This window comes from Mitsuaria sp. CC2 (assembly GCF_048957715.1).
GTDB lineage: Bacteria > Pseudomonadota > Gammaproteobacteria > Burkholderiales > Burkholderiaceae_C > Roseateles.
Map to the genome: position 1 here is coordinate 160,910 of NZ_JARVXN010000015.1, position 21,089 is coordinate 181,998.

18 protein-coding genes and 1 riboswitch are annotated in these 21,089 nt (G+C 69.6%); of the genes, 11 read left to right on the forward strand and 7 right to left on the reverse strand.

The genetic code is table 11. From position 1 onward, the window contains the following. Nucleotides 1-57: 57 nt before the first annotated feature. The gene (locus tag PV762_RS11140) at nt 58-684 is read right to left on the reverse strand and encodes an FMN-dependent NADH-azoreductase (RefSeq protein ID WP_421035097.1); all 627 of its coding nucleotides are present in this window, start codon (nt 682-684) and stop codon (nt 58-60) included. Nucleotides 685-838: 154 nt separating this feature from the next. Here PV762_RS11140 and PV762_RS11145 point away from each other — a divergent pair, with 154 nt between their 5' ends. After that, complete coding sequence (locus PV762_RS11145; protein ID WP_421035098.1) at nt 839-1,780, forward strand: LysR family transcriptional regulator; 942 nt, start codon at nt 839-841, stop codon at nt 1,778-1,780. Between the two features lie 19 nt (nt 1,781-1,799). Here the strand turns inward: PV762_RS11145 and PV762_RS11150 are convergent, their stop codons facing one another. Together PV762_RS11150 and PV762_RS11155 are read right to left on the reverse strand one after the other, a co-directional pair. Next, nucleotides 1,800-3,503 (reverse strand): hypothetical protein, encoded by a 1,704-nt coding sequence (locus PV762_RS11150; RefSeq protein ID WP_421035099.1) that lies wholly within the window; start codon nt 3,501-3,503, stop codon nt 1,800-1,802. Between the two features lie 184 nt (nt 3,504-3,687). Then, on the reverse strand, nt 3,688-4,506 hold the full coding sequence (locus tag PV762_RS11155) for an energy transducer TonB (protein WP_421035100.1): 819 nt from the start codon (nt 4,504-4,506) through the stop codon (nt 3,688-3,690). A 246-nt stretch (nt 4,507-4,752) separates the two neighbouring features. Next, nucleotides 4,753-4,889, forward strand: a riboswitch (TPP riboswitch). Nucleotides 4,890-5,005: 116 nt separating this feature from the next. Between PV762_RS11155 and thiC the strand changes: the two genes are divergently transcribed. The 7 genes from thiC (at nt 5,006) to PV762_RS11190 (ending at nt 11,586) form a co-directional block, all read left to right on the forward strand. Continuing rightward, a complete protein-coding gene (gene thiC / locus PV762_RS11160; protein ID WP_421035101.1) occupies nt 5,006-6,874 on the forward strand; it encodes a phosphomethylpyrimidine synthase ThiC in 1,869 nt (622 codons plus the stop codon). Between the two features lie 5 nt (nt 6,875-6,879). Next, nucleotides 6,880-7,986 carry an FAD-dependent oxidoreductase gene (locus PV762_RS11165; RefSeq protein WP_421035102.1) on the forward strand — a complete coding sequence of 369 codons (1,107 nt, stop codon included), beginning with the start codon at nt 6,880-6,882 and terminating at the stop codon, nt 7,984-7,986. After that, nucleotides 7,983-8,201: a sulfur carrier protein ThiS gene (gene thiS / locus PV762_RS11170; protein WP_421035103.1), complete on the forward strand. Its 219-nt coding sequence runs from the start codon at nt 7,983-7,985 to the stop codon at nt 8,199-8,201. Before PV762_RS11165 ends, thiS begins: the two co-directional genes overlap by 4 nt. 1 nt (nt 8,202) lies before the next feature. After that, the gene (locus PV762_RS11175) at nt 8,203-9,054 is read left to right on the forward strand and encodes a thiazole synthase (protein WP_421035104.1); all 852 of its coding nucleotides are present in this window, start codon (nt 8,203-8,205) and stop codon (nt 9,052-9,054) included. Next, a complete protein-coding gene (locus tag PV762_RS11180; protein ID WP_421035105.1) occupies nt 9,051-10,727 on the forward strand; it encodes a bifunctional hydroxymethylpyrimidine kinase/phosphomethylpyrimidine kinase in 1,677 nt (558 codons plus the stop codon). The genes PV762_RS11175 and PV762_RS11180 overlap by 4 nt, the downstream gene beginning before the upstream one ends. Before the next feature lie 269 nt (nt 10,728-10,996). Then, nucleotides 10,997-11,248, forward strand: coding sequence for an AbrB/MazE/SpoVT family DNA-binding domain-containing protein (locus PV762_RS11185; RefSeq protein WP_421035106.1), 252 nt, complete (start codon nt 10,997-10,999; stop codon nt 11,246-11,248). Then, complete coding sequence (locus PV762_RS11190) at nt 11,242-11,586, forward strand: type II toxin-antitoxin system ChpB family toxin (RefSeq protein WP_421035107.1); 345 nt, start codon at nt 11,242-11,244, stop codon at nt 11,584-11,586. The genes PV762_RS11185 and PV762_RS11190 overlap by 7 nt, the downstream gene beginning before the upstream one ends. A 69-nt stretch (nt 11,587-11,655) precedes the next feature. On the opposite strand, the gene PV762_RS11195 is transcribed toward PV762_RS11190, so the two are convergent. From PV762_RS11195 to PV762_RS11205, 3 genes are all read right to left on the reverse strand, one after another. Further along, nucleotides 11,656-12,936 (reverse strand): hypothetical protein, encoded by a 1,281-nt coding sequence (locus PV762_RS11195; protein WP_421035108.1) that lies wholly within the window; start codon nt 12,934-12,936, stop codon nt 11,656-11,658. 147 nt (nt 12,937-13,083) lie between these two features. Next, nucleotides 13,084-15,144 (reverse strand): alkaline phosphatase, encoded by a 2,061-nt coding sequence (locus PV762_RS11200; RefSeq protein WP_421035109.1) that lies wholly within the window; start codon nt 15,142-15,144, stop codon nt 13,084-13,086. Next, entirely contained in the window at nt 15,141-15,719 is a 579-nt protein-coding gene (locus tag PV762_RS11205; RefSeq protein ID WP_421035110.1) for a hypothetical protein, read from the reverse strand. The genes PV762_RS11200 and PV762_RS11205 overlap by 4 nt, the downstream gene beginning before the upstream one ends. Nucleotides 15,720-15,802: 83 nt before the next feature. On the opposite strand from PV762_RS11205, the gene PV762_RS11210 reads away from it, so the two are divergent. After that, the gene (locus PV762_RS11210) at nt 15,803-16,459 is read left to right on the forward strand and encodes a class I SAM-dependent methyltransferase (RefSeq protein ID WP_421035111.1); all 657 of its coding nucleotides are present in this window, start codon (nt 15,803-15,805) and stop codon (nt 16,457-16,459) included. An 89-nt stretch (nt 16,460-16,548) separates the two neighbouring features. Here the strand turns inward: PV762_RS11210 and PV762_RS11215 are convergent, their stop codons facing one another. Continuing rightward, on the reverse strand, nt 16,549-16,914 hold the full coding sequence (locus tag PV762_RS11215) for a PspC domain-containing protein (protein WP_421035112.1): 366 nt from the start codon (nt 16,912-16,914) through the stop codon (nt 16,549-16,551). Between the two features lie 184 nt (nt 16,915-17,098). Between PV762_RS11215 and PV762_RS11220 the strand changes: the two genes are divergently transcribed. After that, nucleotides 17,099-17,794: an alpha/beta hydrolase gene (locus PV762_RS11220; RefSeq protein ID WP_421035113.1), complete on the forward strand. Its 696-nt coding sequence runs from the start codon at nt 17,099-17,101 to the stop codon at nt 17,792-17,794. A 68-nt stretch (nt 17,795-17,862) separates the two neighbouring features. Further along, the gene (locus PV762_RS11225) at nt 17,863-21,081 is read left to right on the forward strand and encodes a prolyl oligopeptidase family serine peptidase (RefSeq protein ID WP_421035114.1); all 3,219 of its coding nucleotides are present in this window, start codon (nt 17,863-17,865) and stop codon (nt 21,079-21,081) included. Nucleotides 21,082-21,089 lie beyond the last annotated feature (8 nt).

Genomic DNA, 21,089 nt, shown 5'->3' on the forward strand with positions numbered 1-21,089 from the left:
CCCATGCCCCGTGGAGGGCGCGCGCGGTCGATCGGGCCGGCGGCGCCCGACCGGCGATCAGGCCGGTTGCGTTTCGCCGAACAGCGCGGCGATTTCCTCGCGGGCGGTGGCCAGGCCCTTGGCCGCGGCTTCCTCGCCCATGTTGAGGCCTTCGGCCAGCACGAACTTCACGTCGGTCATGCCGAGGAAGCCCAGCGTCAGCTGCAGGTAGGGCACGATGTTGTCGGCCGGCTGGCCGCGATAGACGCCGCCGCGGGTGCTGACGACGATGACCTGCTTGCCGGTGACCAGGCCTTCGGGGCCGTTGGCGCCGTACTTGAAGGTCGCGCCGGCGCGGGCCACCGCGTCGATCCAGTTCTTCAGCTGCGAGGTCACGCCGAAGTTGATCATCGGCGCGGTCAGCACGATGACGTCGGCGGCCTTCAGTTCGGCGATCAGCTGGTCGTTGAAGGCCACGCGGTCGGCCTGCGCCTGGGTGCGGGCGTCGGCGGGCGTGAACAGCGCGCCCAGCGTCGCTTCGTCCATCGCGGGCAGCGGACGCACCGCCAGATCGTGCACCACGGTCGTGGCGCCGGCGTTGCGGGCGACCAGTCCGGCGACGACTTCATTGGCCAGCAGGGTCGAGACCGAGCCTTGGCCCTCATGCAGACGGCGGGCGCTGGAGTTGATCTGAAGGATGTTCATGGTGCGGTTCTCCGGGGCGTTTCGGCTGGATCAGCCGGGGTGTGATGGGATGGAATGAACTGTATTGATCACCCCTCAGCACCGGAAGACGCCGAGCTGGATAAGATTGTTCCATTCAACGAACAATCGCTCCCCACCCGGGAGCGCCCCGTCCATGAGCCTCGATGCCGACGACCTGCTGGTCTTTGCCCGCGTGATCGAAAGCGGCAGCTTCAGCCGCGCGGCGGAGCGGCTGCAATTGCCGAAGTCCACCGTGTCGCGGCGGATCGCGGCGCTGGAAGAGCGGCTCGGCGAGAAGCTGCTCCAGCGCAGCACGCGGCGGCTGACGCTGACCGAGTTCGGCCAGGGCGTGCTGGAGCACGCGCGGGTGCTGGCGGGCGAGGTCGACGGCGCGCTGGCGCTGGCCTTGCATCGGCAGCAGCGGCCGACCGGCCGCCTGCGCGTCTCGATGCCGGCGGATTTCGCCAACCAGATGCTGACGCCGATGTTGAGCCGCTTTGTCGGCGACTACCCGGAGGTGCAGCTGGAGCTGGATCTCTCGCCGCGGCGCGTGGACCTCATCGCCGAGGGTTTCGACATCGCGGTGCGCATGGGCCAGTTGCCGCCGGACAGCCAACTCGCGGCGCGGCGACTGGCGATGTTCAGCAGCGGCTTGTATGCCTCACCGCAATACCTGGAGCGACACGGCGAGCCGCAACTGCCCGAAGGGCTGCTGAGCATGCACGGCCTGATGATCCTGAGCCGCGCCGGCGAGCCGCTGCCGTGGCGGCTGTTCGGCAACGTCGACGCCCAGGCGGACGAGCGCATCGAATGGGTCGGCGTGCCCGACAGCCGCACGCTGGTCAACGCGCCGGACATGCTGCTGCAGATGGCCCGCGCGGGCCTGGGCATCACCTGGGTCGGCAACCAGTACGCGCAGGCCTTCGTCGATCGCGGCGAGCTGCTGCGCGTGCTGCCGGCCTGGTGCGCGGAGCCGTCGACGTGCTGGGCGGTGTTCCCGCAGCGTCGCCTGATGCCGCTGCGCACGCGGCTGTTCCTGGACGCGATGGCCGCGGCGCTCACGCCGTTCGATCAGGCGGCGATGTACGGGATGTAGGCGGCGGGCACGGGCGCGCTCAGGCGCCTCGCCGGCGCAGGGCCTCCTCGACCGCCCGATCGCAGGCCTCCAGCAGCGTCAGCAGGCGGGACGACGAGGTGTCGAACAGGCCCGAGGTCGAGGGCCCTCGATCGATGCCGCCGACGATGTAGTCGATGCCGAGTTGGTCCTTCACCGCCATCGCTTCGCATTGGAGGAGCCGCTCCCGGTCGTCCTCCGGCAGGTCGGGCAGCAGCGCCAGGCCCTGCCTGCGGACCGCGTCATCGACCACGTCGCCTCGGATGCGGTCGGCCAGGTCCTGTGGCAGTCCCGGCGCGAGGACGGTCGAGAGTCGGTGGCGGGCCGACAGGATCGCGCCCGTCGGGTCGTTCGATCGCCCCAGTTCGGCGACCAGCCGATCCAGGGTGGGTGACACGCCGGCTCCGGCGCCGTCCGGGTCCGACACCACCTCCAGCATGCTCGCCAGCACGCTCTCCAGCATGTCGAGCCCGAAGAGGTGCAGGTTGCCGACGGGATCGTTCTGCCCGCCGTGCGGCTTCGCCCCCTGGAATCGGGCGAGGAACTTCTCCGTCGAGTCCTTCGGCGTCAGACCGCAATGGCAAGCCAACGCCGCAAGACGATCGACGCCTTCGACGAGCCGTTGATCGAGACGGCTTCGTGCAGACGCAGCGCCTTCCACCTCCACGGCCGAGAGCGCCTCCGCGATCGCTCCGGCCGGCGTCACGCAGAAGTCACCGGAACCGTCGAACGCCAGCCGCAGCTCCCGGCAGGCCGCCGCCACGGTGCCCGGCCGGGGATCCCTGTGCAGGGCCTCGCACAGCAGGAGCAGGTCGCGCTTGCCATTGCCATACAGTTCGAAATCGTCCCGGGTCAGCGGCCCCTCCTGATCCTTGAGCCGGCGCGCCAGGTCGTCGATCACCCCCCTCACGTGGGCCACGTCGCCTTCTCCGAGCAGCAGCGTCCTCAACCACATGAAGGTACGGAACAACTCCAACCGCGCTTCGGGAAAATCGGACCCTCCTTGAAACGCCGGCGCGGTCAACCCCGGCAGGTTCGCGAAGTGCCGCTGCTCCCGGATCGATCGGATCCAGCGCTGCTTCGCCTGGCTGGCGAAAGCGGCAGCCGAGAACGACGCGGGTCCGGTCGCACGCGATGCCAGGGACACCGGCGCTGCCGTGGGCTTCTGCGACGCGGGCAACCGCGGGTGCGGTCCCGGCAGACCCGCGGGGCGTTGCGGACTCGACCTGTCCTGCGCCGCGTCCAGGGCCCGACCGAGCGCGGCCGTCACGTCAGGCAGGGCGCCGCCGCCTGGCAGCAGATCCGTCTCGAGAGCGCGCAGCACCCGGTCCACCATCGCGGGGGGCGCTCCCGTCGCTTCCAGGCAATCGCACAAGGCGCGCAGCGCCCGCTTGCCCTCGCCGAGGAAGCTGCACTGCGCCTTGGCCTGATCCGGTGCGTTGCCGGTATGGCGCGCCGTGAGTTCGTTGAAGGCGTCGCGGAGACAGACCCAACGGGGATTGCCGCCGAGCAGGAACTCCAGCCGGAAGATCCCGGCCCCGACCTCTTCCAAGGTTCGTTGGAACATCGGCGTCTGGGCGAACGCTTCCAGCGGGATCGTCCCGTCGAAGTACGTCTGTGGCCGGTCGACCAGCGCCCTGACGACCGACTCGTAGGTGGGCGTGACGCTGAAGTCGACAACCAGCCTGCAGACGCCTTCGGGCATCCCGTCCGGCGCGGCCGGAAGGGAAGACGGAGGAGAGGAAGAAGACGGCAACGAATGCATGGCGCCCCTGGATCGGCATGGACAGGGGGCTTTGGTGCGCGCTCCACGCCGTTCCGGTTCGCGGCCGCCGCGCAGGTCGCGGCGTGCATCGACGTCCCGTCCGATCAGCGATCGCCCGGGTGCGTCATTCGACCTGGAAGCCGATCTCCACGCTGACCTGACGCGGCGTCGGGATCGGCGCGAAGCGCCACTGCTTGACCGCGTTGACCGCGGCCGTGCTGAGCTTGCGGTCCGGCGACCGCATCGCCTGCGCGTTGTCGACGGAGCCGTCGGGGCGCACGGTGAACTGCACCTGCACCGAGCCGGCGCGCTGCTGCGCCAGCAGCGCGCGCGGATATTCGGGATCGACCTTGCGCAGCAGCTTCAGCGGCACGGGTTCGTCGTCGGGTTCAGGCTCGGGCGCCTTGCCGGCCGGCGCGGCGGTCGACGGCGCGGCCATCGACACGACCTGCGGCGCCGGCGCTTCGGACATCGGCTGCGGCACGGACGACGGCGGCGCGATCGTCTGCGCGGCGGATTGACCGATCCCCGCAGGCGCGGGCGTCGGCGAGGCAACCACTGGCACCGAGGCCGTGTCCCCCGCGCGTGCTGCGAGTGGACGCTCGACGGCGGGTTCGGGTTCCGGCCGGCGCGCGACCGGCGCGGGGGCGGTCGTGGCCACGGGTCGGGCGACCGGCTTGGGCGCTTCGGGCTTTGTCTCGTGCGCGGGCTTCTTCTCGCCCTTCTCGGCGTGGAACTTGATCCACTGGAACACCTTGTCGGCGTCGCGCTTGGCGCGGTCGACGTCGCTCATCGGTGCTGTCTTGGAATCGACCACTGCGGCGGACGTGGCCGCCGCCGGCGCGGTCTGCGCCTGCGCGGCGACGGCGATCAAGGACAGGGTCAAGACCTGACACACCGCCAGGCCGCGGCGCGGCACGCTCAGAAGACTACGGCTGCTCATCACTCCACCCTCTTGTTGCGCTGGTTGCTCTCTTTTGGAGACAACGCCGGTCTTGTCTGCTGCTGTTGAAATCGGTTTCTTCGCGCCCCGGCCTGAGCGCCGCAGTGTAAGAAGTCACCGTGGTGACGGCCCCTCGGTGTTTCCCCGGAATCAGGATGTAACAGTACCTCCGATGTCCCTTGACATCGGGCTGGCGTCTAGGAATTCACGTCCCGCCCGGGCCGGGTGTTGCGCGGCCTATACTGCGCGCCTGCTCCGGGGAGCCCTGGGTCGACGATGCGCGCCGCGCACCGACGACACGGGCTGAGACATGGCGATGAAGCCGTGGACCCGCTGAACTTGATCCGGTTCGTACCGGCGTAAGAAGAGCCTGCCTTCCCGAAGTGCGCCCTCCCGGCCCCGTGCCCGGACGGCGCGGAAGGCCCGGTCCATCCGGCCCTCTCCTGCGCGCCTGCCCGTCCTGATCGGTCCAGCCTCCGGCGCCCAACCGGAGACCCCGATGAACGACCTGACCCCCGCCGACGCCACCTTCCACGAGCGCCTCGCCGCCAGCCGCGCCCCGCTGCCCTCCTCGACCAAGACGCATGAGCACGGCGTGCTGCATCCGCACCTGCGCGTGCCGCTGCGGGAGATCGCGCTGACCAACGGCGAACGACTTGCGGTCTACGACACTTCCGGCCCGTACACCGATCCCGCCGTCGCCACCGACGTGCGCCGCGGCCTGCCCGCCACGCGCGCGGCCTGGGTCGAGTCGCGCGGCGACACCGAGCCCTACGCCGGCCGCGCCATTCAGCTCTTCGACGACGGCTTGCGCGAGGCCGCGCAGCAGGACGCCCTGCGCGCGCAGAGCGCCGCGCTGACGCGCCCGCCCCGTCGCGCGAAGCCGGGCGCCAACGTGACGCAGATGCACTACGCGCGGCGCGGCATCGTCACCGCCGAGATGGAGTACGTCGCGATCCGCGAGAACGGCCGCCGCGCCTGGATGCACGAGTACCTGTCCGACACCGAGCGCGAACAGCGCCTGCGCGGCCAGGGCCTGGGCGCGCAGATCCCCGGGATCATCACGCCCGAGTTCGTCCGCGACGAGGTCGCCCGCGGCCGCGCCATCATCCCGGCCAACATCAACCACCCGGAAGTCGAGCCGATGGCGATCGGCCGCAACTTCCTGGTCAAGGTCAACGCCAACATCGGCAACTCGGCCGTGAGCTCGGGCATCGAGGAGGAGGTCGAGAAGCTCGTGTGGGCGACGCGCTGGGGTGCGGACACGGTGATGGACCTGTCCACCGGCCGCAACATCCACACCACGCGCGACTGGATCCTGCGCAACAGCCCCGTGCCCATCGGCACCGTGCCGATCTACCAGGCCCTGGAGAAGGTCGGCGGCGTGGCCGAGGACCTGACCTGGGCGCTGTTCCGCGACACGCTGGTGGAGCAGGCCGAACAGGGCGTCGACTACTTCACCATCCATGCCGGCGTGCGGCTGCCCTTCGTGCCGATGACGGTCAAGCGCCGCACCGGCATCGTGTCGCGCGGCGGCTCCATCCTGGCGAAATGGTGCATCGCGCACCACCGCGAGAACTTCCTGTACACGCACTTCGAGGAGATCTGCGAGATCATGAAGGCGTACGACGTGAGCTTCTCGCTGGGCGACGGGCTGCGGCCGGGTTCGCTGGCGGACGCCAACGACGAAGCGCAGTTCGCCGAGCTGCGCACGCTGGGCGAGCTGACGAAGATCGCGTGGAAGCACGACGTGCAGACCATGATCGAAGGTCCGGGGCACGTGCCGATGCACATGATCCAGGCCAACATGACCGAGCAGCTCAAGCACTGCGACGAGGCGCCGTTCTACACGCTGGGGCCGTTGACCACCGACATCGCGCCGGGCTACGACCACATCACCAGCGGCATCGGCGCCGCGATGATCGGCTGGTTCGGCTGCGCGATGCTGTGCTACGTGACGCCGAAGGAGCACCTGGGGCTGCCCGACCGCGACGACGTCAAGCAGGGCCTGATGGCCTACAAGATCGCGGCGCACGCGGCCGACATCGCCAAGGGCCATCCGGCGGCCCGGGCGCGCGACGACGCGCTGTCCAAGGCGCGTTTCGAGTTCCGCTGGGAGGACCAGTTCAACCTCGGCCTCGATCCGGAAACCGCGCGCGCGTTCCACGATGAGACCCTGCCCAAGGACAGCGCGAAGGTGGCGCACTTCTGCTCGATGTGCGGACCGAAGTTCTGCTCGATGAAGATCACGCAGGACGTGCGGGAGTACAGCGCGCAGCTGGAAGCGGACGCCGCGGGCATGAAGGCGAAGAGCGCCGAGTTCCTCGCCGGCGGCGGCGAGCTCTACATCCCGATCCGCCAGGCCTGATCGCGATGGCCGCGATCGCCATCGCCGGGGCGGGGCTCGCCGGACGCCTGCTCGCGTGGACACTCTCTCGGGCCGGTCACGCCGTCGAGGTCTTCGACGCGTCGTCCGGTCCCGCGCCCGCGTTCGACGCGCAGGGCGCGGCCGCGTTCAGCGCCGCCGGCATGCTCAGTCCGCTCGCCGAGCAGGAACAGGGCGGCGCGGAGATCGCCGCGCTGGGCTGGCGATCGCTCGCGTTGTGGCCCGACATCGTGGCCTCGTTGTCCGGGACGGCACCGGACTCGACCCCGGTCTCGAGGTCGTCCTCGAGATCAAGTCCGGCACCGGGCCCCGTGCCGCTGCGCATCGAGGGCAGTCTGCTGCTGTCACATCGTGCGGACCTGGGCGCGGCGGAGCGTGCGCTGAGGCGCATGCCGGGCGCGGAGCCGCTCGACATGGACGCGCTACGCACGTTGGAACCGATGCTGGCGCCGGGCCTGCGCGGCTGGCTGCTGCCGCGGGAAGGCCTCATCGCGCCGGTGCCCGCGATGGCCGCGCTGCACGCGGGCGCGACGGCTGCCGCGGCGCGCTGGCACTGGTCGCGTCCCGTCGACCAGGTGGTGCCCGGCGCACTGCACTTCGCTGACGGCGGGCACTGGCACGGCGACTGGGCGATCGATGCCCGCGGGCTGGGCGCGCGGCCGCCGCAGCCCTTGCGCGGCGTCCGCGGCGAGATCGTCACGCTGTCCCTGCCGGGGCACGGTCTGCGCCGGCCCGTCCGGCTGCTGCATCCGCGGCATCGCGTCTATCTCGTGCCGCGTTCGGACGCGGAGATCGTCGTCGGCGCCAGCGAGATCGAGAGCGAGGACCGCAGCCCGGTCTCGCTGCGCTCCGCCGTCGAGCTGATGGCGGCGGCGCAGAGCGTGCTGCCGGCGCTGTCGGAGGCGCGCATCGTGCGGCTCGACCGGCATCTCCGGCCGGCGCTGCCCGACAACCTGCCCTTCCTCCATCACGAGCCCGGCCTGTTGCGCATCAACGGCCTGTACCGGCACGGATGGCTGCTCGCGCCGGCGTTGGTCGAGCGTCTGCTCGACACGGCCGGCCTGGCCGCGCCTTTCCTGGAGCACTCCCCATGACCGCCCTCCCCTCGATCACCGTGCGGCTCGACGACCGCACCGTGGCCATGCCCGCCGGCGCGACGCTGGCGCACTTGCTCGAACGCGAACGGCGCGAGGCCGCCGCTGTGGCGACCGCGCTGAACGGCCGCTTCGTGCCTCGCGACGCGCGCGCCGACACGGCGCTCAACGACGGCGACGTCGTCCTCTTCTTCCAACCGATCGTCGGAGGCTGACATGCCGCTCACCGCCCATCCACCATCCACCGATCGACCAGCGATCGTCCCGAAGGCGACCGATCCGCTGCTCATCGACGGCGTCGCGCTCGACAGCCGCTTCTTCCTCGGCACGGCCGGGTATCCCAGTCCCGCGACGCTATGCGACGCGATCCGCGCGGCCGGCTCGCAGGTGCTGACCGTCGGCCTCAAGCGCACGCTGCAGGCGGGCGACAACGGCGCGTTGACACAGGCATTCGCCGTCGGGCGCGAGCAGGGCGCCCGGCTGCTGCCCAACACCGCCGGCTGCCGCAGCGCGCGCGAGGCGGTGCAACTCGCCCACATGGCGCGCGAACTCTATGGCACCGCCTGGATCAAGCTCGAAGTGATCGGCGACGACCACACGCTGCAGCCCGATCCGTTCGAGCTGGTCGCGGCGGCGACGGAACTCGTGCGCGAGGGCTTCGTCGTCTTCCCCTACTGCACGGAGGACCTGATCGTCGGCCGACGACTGCTGGACGCCGGTTGTCCGCTGCTGATGCCCTGGGGCGCACCCATCGGCTCGGGCCAGGGGCTGCTGAACCTGCACGGGCTGCGCACGCTGCGCGAGCGCCTGCCCGACACGGTGCTGGTGATCGACGCGGGCCTGGGCGCGCCGTCGCAGGCGGCACGTGCGATGGAGCTCGGCTTCGATGCGGTGCTGCTGAACAGTGCGGTGGCGCAGGCCGGCGATCCCGTGGCGATGGCCGGCGCGTTCGGCGACGCGGTGCGCGCGGGGCGGCGCGCCTTCCATGCCGGCTTGATGGCGCCGCAGGCCTTCGCGGTCGCGAGCACGCCGGTCAGCGGCCACGCTTTCCTGTTGGGGGACGCATGAACGATACGAACGACCGCAGCGCACACGGCGATCGACGCGAGTCCCACGCGACGACGATGCCATCACCGCAGGTGCCCCATCCGAGTCTGCCCTCGCCCTGGGCGCCGCCGGTCGACCCGGACCTCCTGACGCTGCCGCCGTGGACCGACGATCCGTCGCCGCCGATCATCTGGAGCGCCGCCGGCACCGACAGCGGCGGCGGCGCGGGCTTGAGCGCGGACACGCGCGCGGCGGCGGCCATGGGCGTTCACCTGTGCCCGGTCGTCGCGGCCGTGACGGCGCAGCACTCGATGGGCGTGAACGCGGTGTTCCCCCTGCCGGCCAGCCAGGTGCGCGCGCAACTGAGTGCGCTGAGACAAGACCTGCCCCCGCGCGTCGTCAAGACGGGCCTGCTCGCGAGCGCGGCGACGGTCGACGCGCTGCTGGCGCAGATCGGCGACGCGCCGCTGGTCGTCGATCCGGTGCTCGGCGCGAGCGCAGGCGGCGCGGCGTTCTGCGACGACACGCTGCTCGGCGCCTATCGTCATCAGCTCATCCCGCGCGCGACGCTGATCACCCCGAACCGGCGCGAGGCGGAGCGGCTGCTCGGCGTGGCGTCGGGTCAGTTGCCGGTCCCGGAGCTGGCCGCGATGCTGCGCGGCATGGGCGCGCGGGCCGTCTGCATCACCGGCGGCGACGATGCGGCGCAGGTGGACGGACTCTCGATGGACTGGCTGGACAGTGCGCTGGCGACCGGATGGATCGCCTTGCCGCGGCTGTCCGGCCGCGACGGCGCGACGCCGCACCATCACGGCAGCGGCTGCACCTTCGCCACCGCGGCGGCCGCGGCGCTCGCGCGCGGCTTCGCGGTGCCGGACGCGGTGATCCTCGCGAAGATGCTCACCTGGTGCGCACTGCGCGACGGCCATGCGGCGGGCGCTGGCGCCGGGCCGCTGCGACCGGACCGACGCTTCGTCGAAGACGCCAGCGCGATGCCGGTGATGAGCTTCGACGACGAGACCTCGCCCGACCGCGCGACGCTGACGCGTTGGCGCGAGGTGCTGTGGCCGTCATCGCGCCGCGCGACGCCCTTCGTCACGGGGCTGTACGCGATCACGGACCGACCGGAACGCGTGACGGCGCTCGCGCTGAGCGGCCACTTCACCCACCTCCAGCTGCGCATCAAGCGCGGGCTGTCGATCGACGAAGACGCGTTGCGCGCGGCGATCCGCGAGGCGGTGCGCGACATGGCGGGTCGCTCCGCGACCCTGTGGATCAACGACCACTGGCGCCTGGCGCTCGACGAGGGTGCACGCGCGCTGCACCTCGGCCAGGAGGACTGGTCGCACCTGAGCGCCGAGGACCGCGAGGTACTGCAGCAGCGCCGCGGGCGGCACGGCGTGCGGCTCGGACTGTCGAGCCACAGCCTGTGGGAACTGGCCCGCGCGCGGGGCGTGGCGCCGGACTACATCGCCTGCGGCCCGCTGTGGCCGACGACGACCAAGGACATGCCGTGGCTGCCGCAAGGCCTGGCACAGCTGCGCTGGTGGGCGCGCATGGCCGGCACGCCGGTAGTCGGCATTGGCGGCGTGCTGGAGGAGCGCCAGTGGCGCGCCGGCATGGCCGCCGGTGCGTCCGCCATGTGCCTGGTGCGGGCGGCGGAGGAGATGGTGGCGAATGGGAGGTTGAGGTGAGGCCCTCTTGCGTGGTGGCGTCGCATCCTGACTCTCCCATTTTCGGGATTCGCGACATCCCCTCCGATCCTACTTTCGCGTGATTCCTAATGACGGCCATCGTGCGCAAGATGAGGACTCGTTCGATGCGCGCCGGGCGGTCCGACCGCTCCCCGCTGCAACTGCCTCCCGATGGATCGCCCGGCGTTGCATTGAACGTATAACTTTGTTTTACACGAGCCACGCTGCTTCCTAGAATTCAGGGCAACCTGCAGATGGAGAGCGTGACCATGGAAGTGGTGTTGAAGAAAATGGGAAACAGTACTGCGTTGATCCTCCCCCCGACCGTGCTCCGCAACCTGGGTTTGGCCGCTGGCCACGCGATGACGCTGGAGACCACGTCCGACCGTCGCATCGTCCTGACGCCCAAGCGCAAGTACACGCTGGCCGAGATGATTGCCCAGTGCGATCTTTCCGCGCCTGCACCGGCAGACATGGCGGACTGGGACCGCATGAAGCCGGAAGGCGGTGAAGTGTGGTGAGGAAAGTCTTCGAACGGGGCGATATCGTCGCCGTGCCTTTCGACCCCGCGCGGGGACACGAGCAGCGCGGCACGCGTCCTGCCCTGGTCCTGACGACCAGCGAGTTCAACGCGCTGGGGGATGTTCTGGTGGCCCCCATTACCCAAGGAGGCGACTTCACACGCCATGCCGGCTTCGCTGTCACCCTGACCGGCACCGGCTGCAAGACCCAGGGCGCGGCGCTGGTCAACAAGATCCGGATGCTGGATCTCCAGGCGCGCAAGGCACGACGCATTGAGCAGGCGCCTGCGGAAGTCATCGACGATGCCTTGGCGCGCATCTGCGCGCTGATGCAATAGTTCGCACGCGCCAAGCGGACGAGAAGCCTGAGGGCCTCTCGTCGGTGCAAGTTCGAAAAGCCGGTTGCCTCACCAGTCGGCAGTCAGGGCATCCGCCTTGTCGCACCGGTCGGCGTAGGTGATGAAGCGCCTCTTGCCGGGATTCTTTTCGTCCGGCACGTACCGGTCATAAAGCGCCACGACCTTCTCGATCACGAAGTCATCGCCCTTGTCGGCTCGCCAGTCGGAGGGCGACTTCCCCCATTGGCGGAATGTGAAGCCTGGGCTTTGAACGAAGTTGATCGGCTTGCCGTTGTCGTCCTGGATGCCGACGGTATTGCCGATGAAGTTCTCCGCGGCAAAGAAGGGCGTCTTGCGCTCTCCGCTGTTCGGAGCAACGAAGAAGCAGGCATTCCCGCTCTTCGTCACCGTCATGGCCGCCATGATCTTTCCGTGGTTTGCCGTCGGCGTCCTCCAGATCGAGGTCTGCGCGATGCGTCCGGAATCCTCCAGGTGAAACCCGACCTGCTTCCCGAACTCGAAACCGAACAATGCTTCCTTGAGGGTCTGTCCCCGATAGACGGCCTCGTTCTTGAGTTCCACCTTGGTTCGCAGCGCCAACGACCGCCCCTCGGGCAGATTGAGATGCACGAGGATCGCGGGCTCGATCAATGAGTGCCATCCATTGCCCTCCGCGTCCTGCCAGGCGTCGCCCTTCGCGACGCGCGCGCCGAAGTCCTCGTCGATCTTGGGCGTCCGGCACCAGTGCCCCGGCTCGTCGTAGCTCTCCTCATCGAGCATGCGGCGATAGTGCGCCCCGCAGACGAGCGGACGGATCTCGGCCACCTTTGGAGGGGCGGTCTCGCCCTCCGTGGGCACTGTGCAGGACCTGCTGTCCGTGGAATGGCACATGACATCGCCGGCCGGCGTCTCGGCCAGCCATTTCTTCACCCCCAGGAAGGAGTAATCCACCCACTTCGCGAAGTGGGTCGCATACGCGGAGCGGCACCAATGAGTTTCGCCGTCATCGACGTAGTCAGGGTTCTTGATGTTGTCGTTGTAGCCATTGGTTCCCCACTTCGTCTTCCGGTGATCGGCACCGCACACCAGCGGTTTCAACTTCGACTCGTCGTAGGTTTGGGGCTCCGGCACTTGGTCGTGCCAAAAGCAGTTCTCCCCGTCGGGGCTGAGGCAGCTCAAATGGCGTTGAGGGCCGTAAGGCGTGATGACCTCGGCCTCGAGGCGCACCCATCCCCCACCCCACTGGATCCAGGCGGAGGGTGATGACGGCGGGATGGGAGGGTCCGCGGCAGCGAGGCCGGACCAGAGGCCACCGAGCATGAGCACGGTGGTCGCGATGATGGGACGCATGAAGGGCTCCTGATGAAACGAGGAGCCAGTTCAGTGTGGAGCGGTGCGACCGAACACCAAAGAAAAGGCCGTCGGGGACGGCGGCTTTTGCGAAGGTCCCGCGACAACCCGGCGGCGCCGGACGCCGCCCTCGCATCGGGCCGGAACTCAGCGCGCCGGCACGGCTTTCGCCGGCCGTTTCGCGCCGCTTGCATCAGCCGGAGCGGTCGCGCCCTTCACTACCGCCTGCGCGAGCTTGAAGAACACGTCCGTGTTGTCGATGACGCCGGTGAACGCCAGCGCGCCCGGGCCGAACGCCGAGAGCGGGATATCCGTCGCGGTGTGCACCGCCTGCTCGCCGGGCACCTGGCCTGTGACGAGGAACTCACCAGTCGCGTCGTCGCGCTCGGCGGCATTGGCGGGGTACCACTTCAGCGGCTCGGCCTTGGCCATCGGCTGCTGCGAATCCCGCAGCGGCGTGGCGTTCGTGCGCCAGTCTTCGTAGCGGTCCGCGTTCGCGCCGTAGCCCACCAGCAGGCGGTAGTCGATGTCGGTCGCTTCCGGATAACCGTCCTCGGCGATGCGGTAGCGCGGGAAGCCCGCCTTCTCGTACACGCCGACGACCTTGTCGCGCAGGTTGGCCGCCCCCTTCTTCGTCGCCGCGTCCAGCAGCGCCTGGTCCGTCAGCATCGAGCCGCCGATCAGCGCTGCGCCCGAGCACTCGTGGTCCGCCGTCACGATGACCAGCGTGTCGCCGTTCTCGCGCGCGAAGTCCTGCGCCACCTGGACCGCGCGATCGAACTCGATCGTGTCCAGCATCCAGCGCTCGCTGTCCATGTTGTGCGCCTGCTTGTCGATCGAGGCGCCTTCGATCATCAGCACGAAGCCCTGCTGCTGCTTCTTCAGCGTCGCGATCGCGGCCTTGGCCATCTCGTCGAGCATCGGCTGGTCGGGGAAACCGTAGTCGTCGACCACGCTGCCGCCCGCCAGACCCTTCTTCGCGCCGCGTCGGCCGTCGATCTTGTCCAGCGCCACGTTCATGTTGGAGAAGGCGAACAGGCCCAGCAGCTTGTCGGCGCCCGCGCCCGCCGTGGCGGCTTCGAGTGCCGTCTTCGTCGGCGCGTAGCGGTAGCCCGCGCCCTGGAATTCCTGGATCAGGTCGCGGCCCTTGTCCTTCGCGCCCGGCGCGGCGCCCCAGCGCTTGACGATCTCCGACGTGTGGGGATCGGTCGCCGAGAACGCGTAGTCGTTGCCGTCGGCGCGCTCCGATCCCGCCGTGCCCGCCGGCAGGAACCACTTGCGGCCGCCGCCCAGCAGCACCGTCAGGCCGGTGCGCGAGCGGTCGTCGAAGAACTGGTCCACGATGCCGGTGCCCGCGCCGCGGTTGCTCGTGTGCACCGCGTTGCCGGCCGGCGTCGCGTCGAACACGTCGGCCGTCGTCACGATGCCCAGCGCCTTGCCCTGCGTGCGATGCAGATACTCGGACAGGTATTCGATGCGCGGGTTGTCGAACGGTTCGATCGTGTCGTCGGGGAACACGCCTTCTTCATTGTTGTTGTTCTTGTTGCCCGAGACATAGGACGTCATGCCCGGCGACGAGTCCGTCACCACCGAGTTCAGCGACGCCGTCTTCACCATGCCTGTCGCCGGGAAGGTGTCCATCGCCAGCGGGTTGATCACCTTGCCCTGCGCGTAACCGCCCTTGACGATGCGGGCCGCGGTGCGTTGCGCCGCGCCCATGCCGTCGCCCAGCAGGATGATGATGTTCCTGACCTTCGGGCCCATCGCCGCGGCGAAGGGCACGACGTCGAAGTTGCCGGTGGCGGCGACCTTCTGGCCGTCCGACTGCGTGGCCTGGACGCTGAACTCGTGGCGTCCTGCCTTCTCCAGGCTCACCGCGCGGATCGTGGCGATCGCCGTCTCGGCGCTCACGCCCTTCACGCAACCGGTGGCGCAGTCGCGCAGCGCGACCGTCGCGTCGACCGGCTTGCCATCGATCACGAAACGCGCGGCCGTGATGCGCTGGCCGGCGTCCGGCTTGATCGTCGCCTGCAGGTCGAAGCGCTGGCCCGGCAGGAAGCGCGCGATCACGGGCTCCGGCTGGCCGGTGGAGAAGCGCTCGCTCGGCGGCGTCAGGCGCGTGACGGTGGGGGCGGCGAAGGCAGTGCTCGCGGCGCTCAGCGCCAGCAGCGCGCAGGCGCCGGCGAGCAGGGAAGGCAGGTGTTTCATCGTTGGGCGTTCACGTCGGGGGAATCGGAAAGGGCGTTGGTCGGCAGCTGCAGGCGGATCCAGGAGACCCGGCCGGTCTCGTCCTCGAGGCGACCGATCGACAACGTGCCGGTGAGCGTCACCAGGCCGTTGCGATGGGCGACGAGGCGGTCTTGCTGGGCCGGATCGAGCAGCACGGTGACCGTGGCGGCTGGCAGGTCATCTGCTTCGCCGTCGGCGTGTTCGCTCATGCGCACGGGGCGTGGCGTCAGCCAGAAGCGACCGGGCCTGGCCTGCTCCTGCGCAACCATGTAGCCGACCAGGCGAACCGGTCGGCCGTCGGCGGCGCGCAGCGCGTCGGACAGTTCCAGGCCCGCCGGACCGATCGGCGACTTGAAGAACTGCGAGAACTTCAGGTCGGTTGCCGCAGCGGACGCGGCGTCGGGCGGGGCGGACTCAGCATGAGTGCCGGATGCGGCCAGGGGAAGGACGATCGCGGCGCAGAGCGCGGCGATCGAGCGGGCGGCACGGCGGGCAAGCCGCATACCTGTGGTGAGTTGGACGCACATAGGGACGCGATTCTTTCGGTCCCGCATGACGGTTCCGTGACGCTCCGTTTTTCTTGCTTGACAGCGGCCTGCGCGCCACGCGAAGCTGGTCCGGCAGCACAAGGGAGTCCATGAACACGCCAGACCCCGGTCGCGGCCAGCAAGGCCGGGCCTCGAACGCGCTCTACGCGCGCCGTGCGCCGGTCTACGACTACGAGTTGATGCCGGTGGCGCCGCTGCGGCGAGAGGCCATCGCGGCGCTCGACCTGCAACCGGGGCAGACCGTGCTCGACATCGGCGCGGGCACCGGGCTGAGCCTGCCCGGCCTCAGCGCGGCGGTCGGACGCACCGGGCGTGTCGTTGCCGTCGAACCCTGCGAGACCATGATGCGGCAGGCCAGGCAGCGAGCGCGGGTGGACCGGCTGCCGGCACCGATCGACTTCCTGGGTGCCGCGGCGGAGGACGCCGACTACGCGTCCGTGCTCGGCACGCGTCAAGCAGACGCGGCGATCTTCTTCTTCACGCACGACGTGCTGCAGAGCGAGGAAGCCCTCGCCCGCGCTTTTGCAGCACTCAAGCCCGGTGCGCGCGTCGTGGCGGCGGGGCTTGTCTGGGCACCGCCGTGGATGCCCCTGAGCAACGTGTTCGTGCTTGGTGCGGCGATGCATTCGATCGTGCGCATGGACGGGCTCGACTGCCCGTGGCGCTTGCTCGAATCGCGGATGAAGAACGCGGAGGTCGAGCGCCGCTGGCTCGCCTCCGCGTATGTGCTGACCGGGCATCGCTGACTGGTGCCCTCTATCCCCTGCGCTCGCCCCCCGAGCCTCCCTTTCCCGCAGTGCGGGAGAGCGGATGAAACCCGAGGACGGGGGCCGTTTCAGTCCTCCAACGGCACAAAGATCCACAGCAGGAAGTACAACAGCAGCCCGCCGCCGGCGCAGGTCGTGAGCGCGACGAACACGATGCGCCAGAACCACGCCGCCAGGCCGCTCAGCCGGGCGAGTCCGCCGCACACCCCGCCGATCCAGCGGTCGTCCCGGCTGCGGCGGAAGGTGTTGATCGCGTTCACCACCGGCGCGCCGTTGCTGCTGCCGTGCGGCGTGGCGTAGGCATAGGAGGTCGAACTCGACGACCGCGCACTGGCGTTCAGCACGCGTTCCTTGGCCTTCGCGAACTCCTCGTCGCTGAGGATGCCGCGTTGATGCAGATCGGCCAGGCGGTTGAGTTCTTCGCTGTCGGACATGGTGTGCTCCTTTCCCGGAGGGTCGTGCATCGGAAGATGCGATGGAGTGAAGGCTACGCATCCGCTCCGTCCGGTGCGAGGCGCGTGCGACCGGCTGCGTCTGGGCGCGATGCGGAGCGGTTGAGCCGCGACAGGGCGTTTCCACCCAGTGCCGGCGCGGCGCGGCGGACTAGCATTCCTGCCCATGAACCTCGAAACCATCGAACTGCAGACGAAAGAGGCGCCCCGCTTCAGTCTGCTGGTGCTGCACGGCCTGGGCGCCGACGGCAACGACTTCGTGCCCGTGGTCCAGGCCCTGGACCTGTCGCCCGTGCTGGCGCTGGGCGGCCTGCGCGTCGTGCTGCCGAGCGCGCCCCAGATCCCCGTGACCATCAACGGCGGCATGCGCATGCGCGCCTGGTACGACATCCGCCACGGCGACCTCAGCCAGCGCGAGGATGCCGACGGCCTGCGCGTGTCGCAACGCCTGATCGAGGACCTGATCGCCCGCGAGGAAAGCGAGGTCGGCATCCCGCCGGAACGCGTCGTGCTGATGGGCTTCTCGCAGGGCTGCGCGATGACGCTGATGACCGGGCTGCGGTATCCGAAGCGGCTGGCGGGACTCGTCGGCCTGTCCGGTTATCTGCCCGTGCTCGACGCCACCGAGGCCGAACGGAACGCCGCCAACGCGGACACGCCGATCTTCCTGGCGCACGGCAGCAACGACGGCGTCGTCGTCCCCGCCCGCGCCCATGCATCGCTGGCCGAGCTGCGCCGGCTCGACTACGACGTCGAGTGGCACGAATACCCGATGGCCCACGAGGTCGGCATGGACGAGATCCAGGCCCTGCAGGCCTGGCTCGTGAAGACGCTGACCGGAGCGGACGCCGCGGGCGGCTGAGCCGCTTCCGCCCTCCGCCTCCCCTCCTCCCGCCTCTCCGCCCCTTTCCCGACTTCTTCCTCCGCCCTATGTCCACCACCCGGTCCTTCCTGTCCTCGCTCCCCGCGCTCTCGCTCGCCCTCCTGCCACTGGCGCCGCTGGCCGCCGCCACGCCTCCGCAAGCCGCCACGCCGGCCGCCGCCGCGGCCGCCGCCGTCGGGCAGCCAGACGCCGCCAAGCTGCCGATCACGCACGACGTCTACGCCACCTGGCGCAGCATCCAGCACACGCAGTTGAGCCGCGACGGTCAATGGCTCGCCTACGCGCTCGTCGCGCAGGAAGCCGACGGCGAGCTCGTCGTGCGCCACGTCGCCGACGGCCGCGAGTACCGCGCGCCGCGCGGCACCTCGCCGCAGTTCAGCGCCGACGGCCGCTTCGTCGCATTTGCCGTGCAGCCGACGCGGGTCGACCTCGACAAGGCGAAGAAGGACAAGAAGAAGGGCGACGATGCCCCCAAGGCCGGGGCGGCGTGGATGGATCTGTCGACCGGCCAGGTCGAGTCCGTCGACCGCGTGAAACGATTCGGTTGGGGCAAGGACGGAGGCCAGCATCTCGCGCTGCTGCTGGAAGCACCGGTCAAGAAGGATGCCAAGGACGCCAAGGACGTCAAGGAAACGAAGGCCTCCAGCGCGAAGGCCGATGTCGAGGGCGATCCCGGCAATCTCAGCGATGGCGACGATCGCTTCGACCAGGAAGCGCCGGCCGAAGGCGGCCCTTCCGCGAAGAAGACGCCCGGCAACGACCTGCTGCTGATCGACGCCGAGACGAAACAGCGCAACACCTTCAAGGACGCCTCCGACTTCGCCTGGAATAACACCGGCACGCTGCTGGCCTACGTGGTGTCCGTCAAGGAGCCGGCGAAGAAGGAGTCGGACAAGCAGGCCAAGCCGACCGCGCCGGTGCCTCCGGCTTCGGGCGGTTCCGCAGCTCCTTCCGCTGCTGGCGCTGCTGGCGCCGAAGCAACACCTGCCACCGACGAGACCGCCCGCGAAGGTGTCTACCTCATCGATCCGGCCGCGCCGACACAGGCGCGCGCGCTGCTCTCCGGCGCCGGCAGCTACAAGCAACTGCGCTTCGACGAGTCCGGCCGCCGCCTGGCCTTCGTGAGCAACCGCGACCATCTGGCGGAAACCAGGGCCGCCGACAAGGGCGAGAAGAAGGACGACAAGAAGGACGAGAAGGCCGACAAGCCCGATCCGACGCCCTTCAAGCTCTTCCTGTGGAAAGCCGGCCAGGACCGCGCCTCGATGCTGGTCAGCGGCCAGACCGCCGGCATGCCCGCCGGCTGGACGCCGAGCGAGCACGCCGCGCTCGCCTTCAGCAAGGACGGGTTGCGCCTGTTCCTCGGCACCGCCGAACTCCCCGCGCCGGACCCCAAGGAGGCGCCCGAACCGATGAGGGTCGACCTCTGGCACTGGAAGGATCCCGAGCTGCAGTCCGCTCAGAAATCCAAGGCCGAGCGGGAACGCGCCCGCAGCTACCGCGCGGTCGTCCACCTCGGGACCGACGTCGACGCCGCACGCTTCGTGCAGCTCGCGACGAAGGACCTGCCCACGATCCAGGTCAACGAGAACGCCACCGTCGCGCTCGGCCTGAGCGAGTTGCCGTATCGCCAGTTGATGTCGTGGGAAGGCCTCTACATGGATGCCTACGCCGTCGACCTGAACACCGGCGCGGCCAGGCCGCTCGCCCGCAAGCTGCGCCACGCGCCGACGCTGTCGCCCGCCGGCCGCTACGTGCTGGGCTTCGACGCCCCGGCCGCGCGCTGGATGGCCTGGCGGACCGACACCGCCGCCGCCGTCGATCTGACCGGCAGGATCAAGTCGCGCTTCGACAACGACGACCGCGACGTGCCCGACCTGCCCTCCCCCTACGGCAGCGCCGGCTGGACCGCCGACGACGACAGCGTCGTCGTGTACGACAAGTTCGACCTGTGGGCCGTGCAGCCGGCCACCGGCCAGGCGCGCAACCTCACGCAGGGCTGGGGCCGCAAGCAGCAGCTGCAACTGCGCGTCGTGGCGCTCGATCCCGAGGACGCCGACAAGAAGCCGCTGCCCGCCGACGCGTTGACGCTGACCGGCACGCATGACATCAGCCGCGCCAGCGGCTACTACCGCGTGGATGCCACCGGCGGCGCACCGAAGGTGCTGATCCAGGACGACCGCATGATCGGCGGCCTGATCAAGGCCAAGGACGCGGACCGCATCGTCTTCACGCAGCAGACCTTCACGCAGTTCCCGGACCTGTGGACGTCCACGCTCGCGTTCCAGCAGCCGCAGCAGATCAGCGCCGCCAATCCGCAGCAGTCTCGGTATGAATGGGGCACGCAGGAACTGGTCGAGTACACCGCCGCCGACGGGAAGAAGCTGCGCGCGCTGCTCGCCAAGCCGGCCGGCTTCGACCCGAAGAAGCAGTACCCGATGATGGTCTACATCTACGAGAAGATGACCGACAACCGGTACCGTTACATCCCGCCGGCGCCGTCGCAGAACATCAACGTCACGCGCTACGTGAGCAACGGCTATCTGGTGCTGCGTCCGGACATCGTCTACACGACGGGGCAACCCGGCAAGAGTGCAATGAACACGGTGCTGCCGGCGATCCGCCAGCAGATCGCCAAGGGTTACGTCGATCCCAAGCGCGTCGGCATCCAGGGTCACAGCTGGGGCGCGTACCAGATCAACTACCTGATCACGCACACGAACCAGTTCCGCGCGGCGGAGGCCGGCGCGTCCATGGCCAACATGGTCAGCGGCTACGGCGGCATCCGCTGGGGCGCGGGCATCAGCCGCGCGTTCCAGTACGAACACGGCCAGAGCCGCATCGGCGCCACGCCGTGGGAGCGTCCGGACCTGTACCTGGAGAACTCGCCGATCTTCCGTGTCGACAAGGTCACCACGCCCTACCTCACGATCCACAACGACGAGGACGACGCCGTGCCCTGGTACCAGGGCATCGAGTTCTTCACCGCCCTGCGCCGCCTCGGCAAGGAAGCCTACTGGTTCAACTACAACGGCGAGAAGCACGGCCTGCGCGACCGCGACAACATGAAGCACTACACCGTGCACATGGCCGAGTTCTTCGACCACTATCTCCTCGGCAGCCCGCGCCCGACCTGGATGGACCAGCCCGTGCCCTACCTGGAGCGCGGCAAGCGCGACGTGATGGGTCAGTTCAAGCCGGCGACGCCAGCGGAGAGCGCCGTGGCCAAGGGACAGGCGCCGTCGACGGCCCCGAGCGCGAAGTGAGGCGCGCG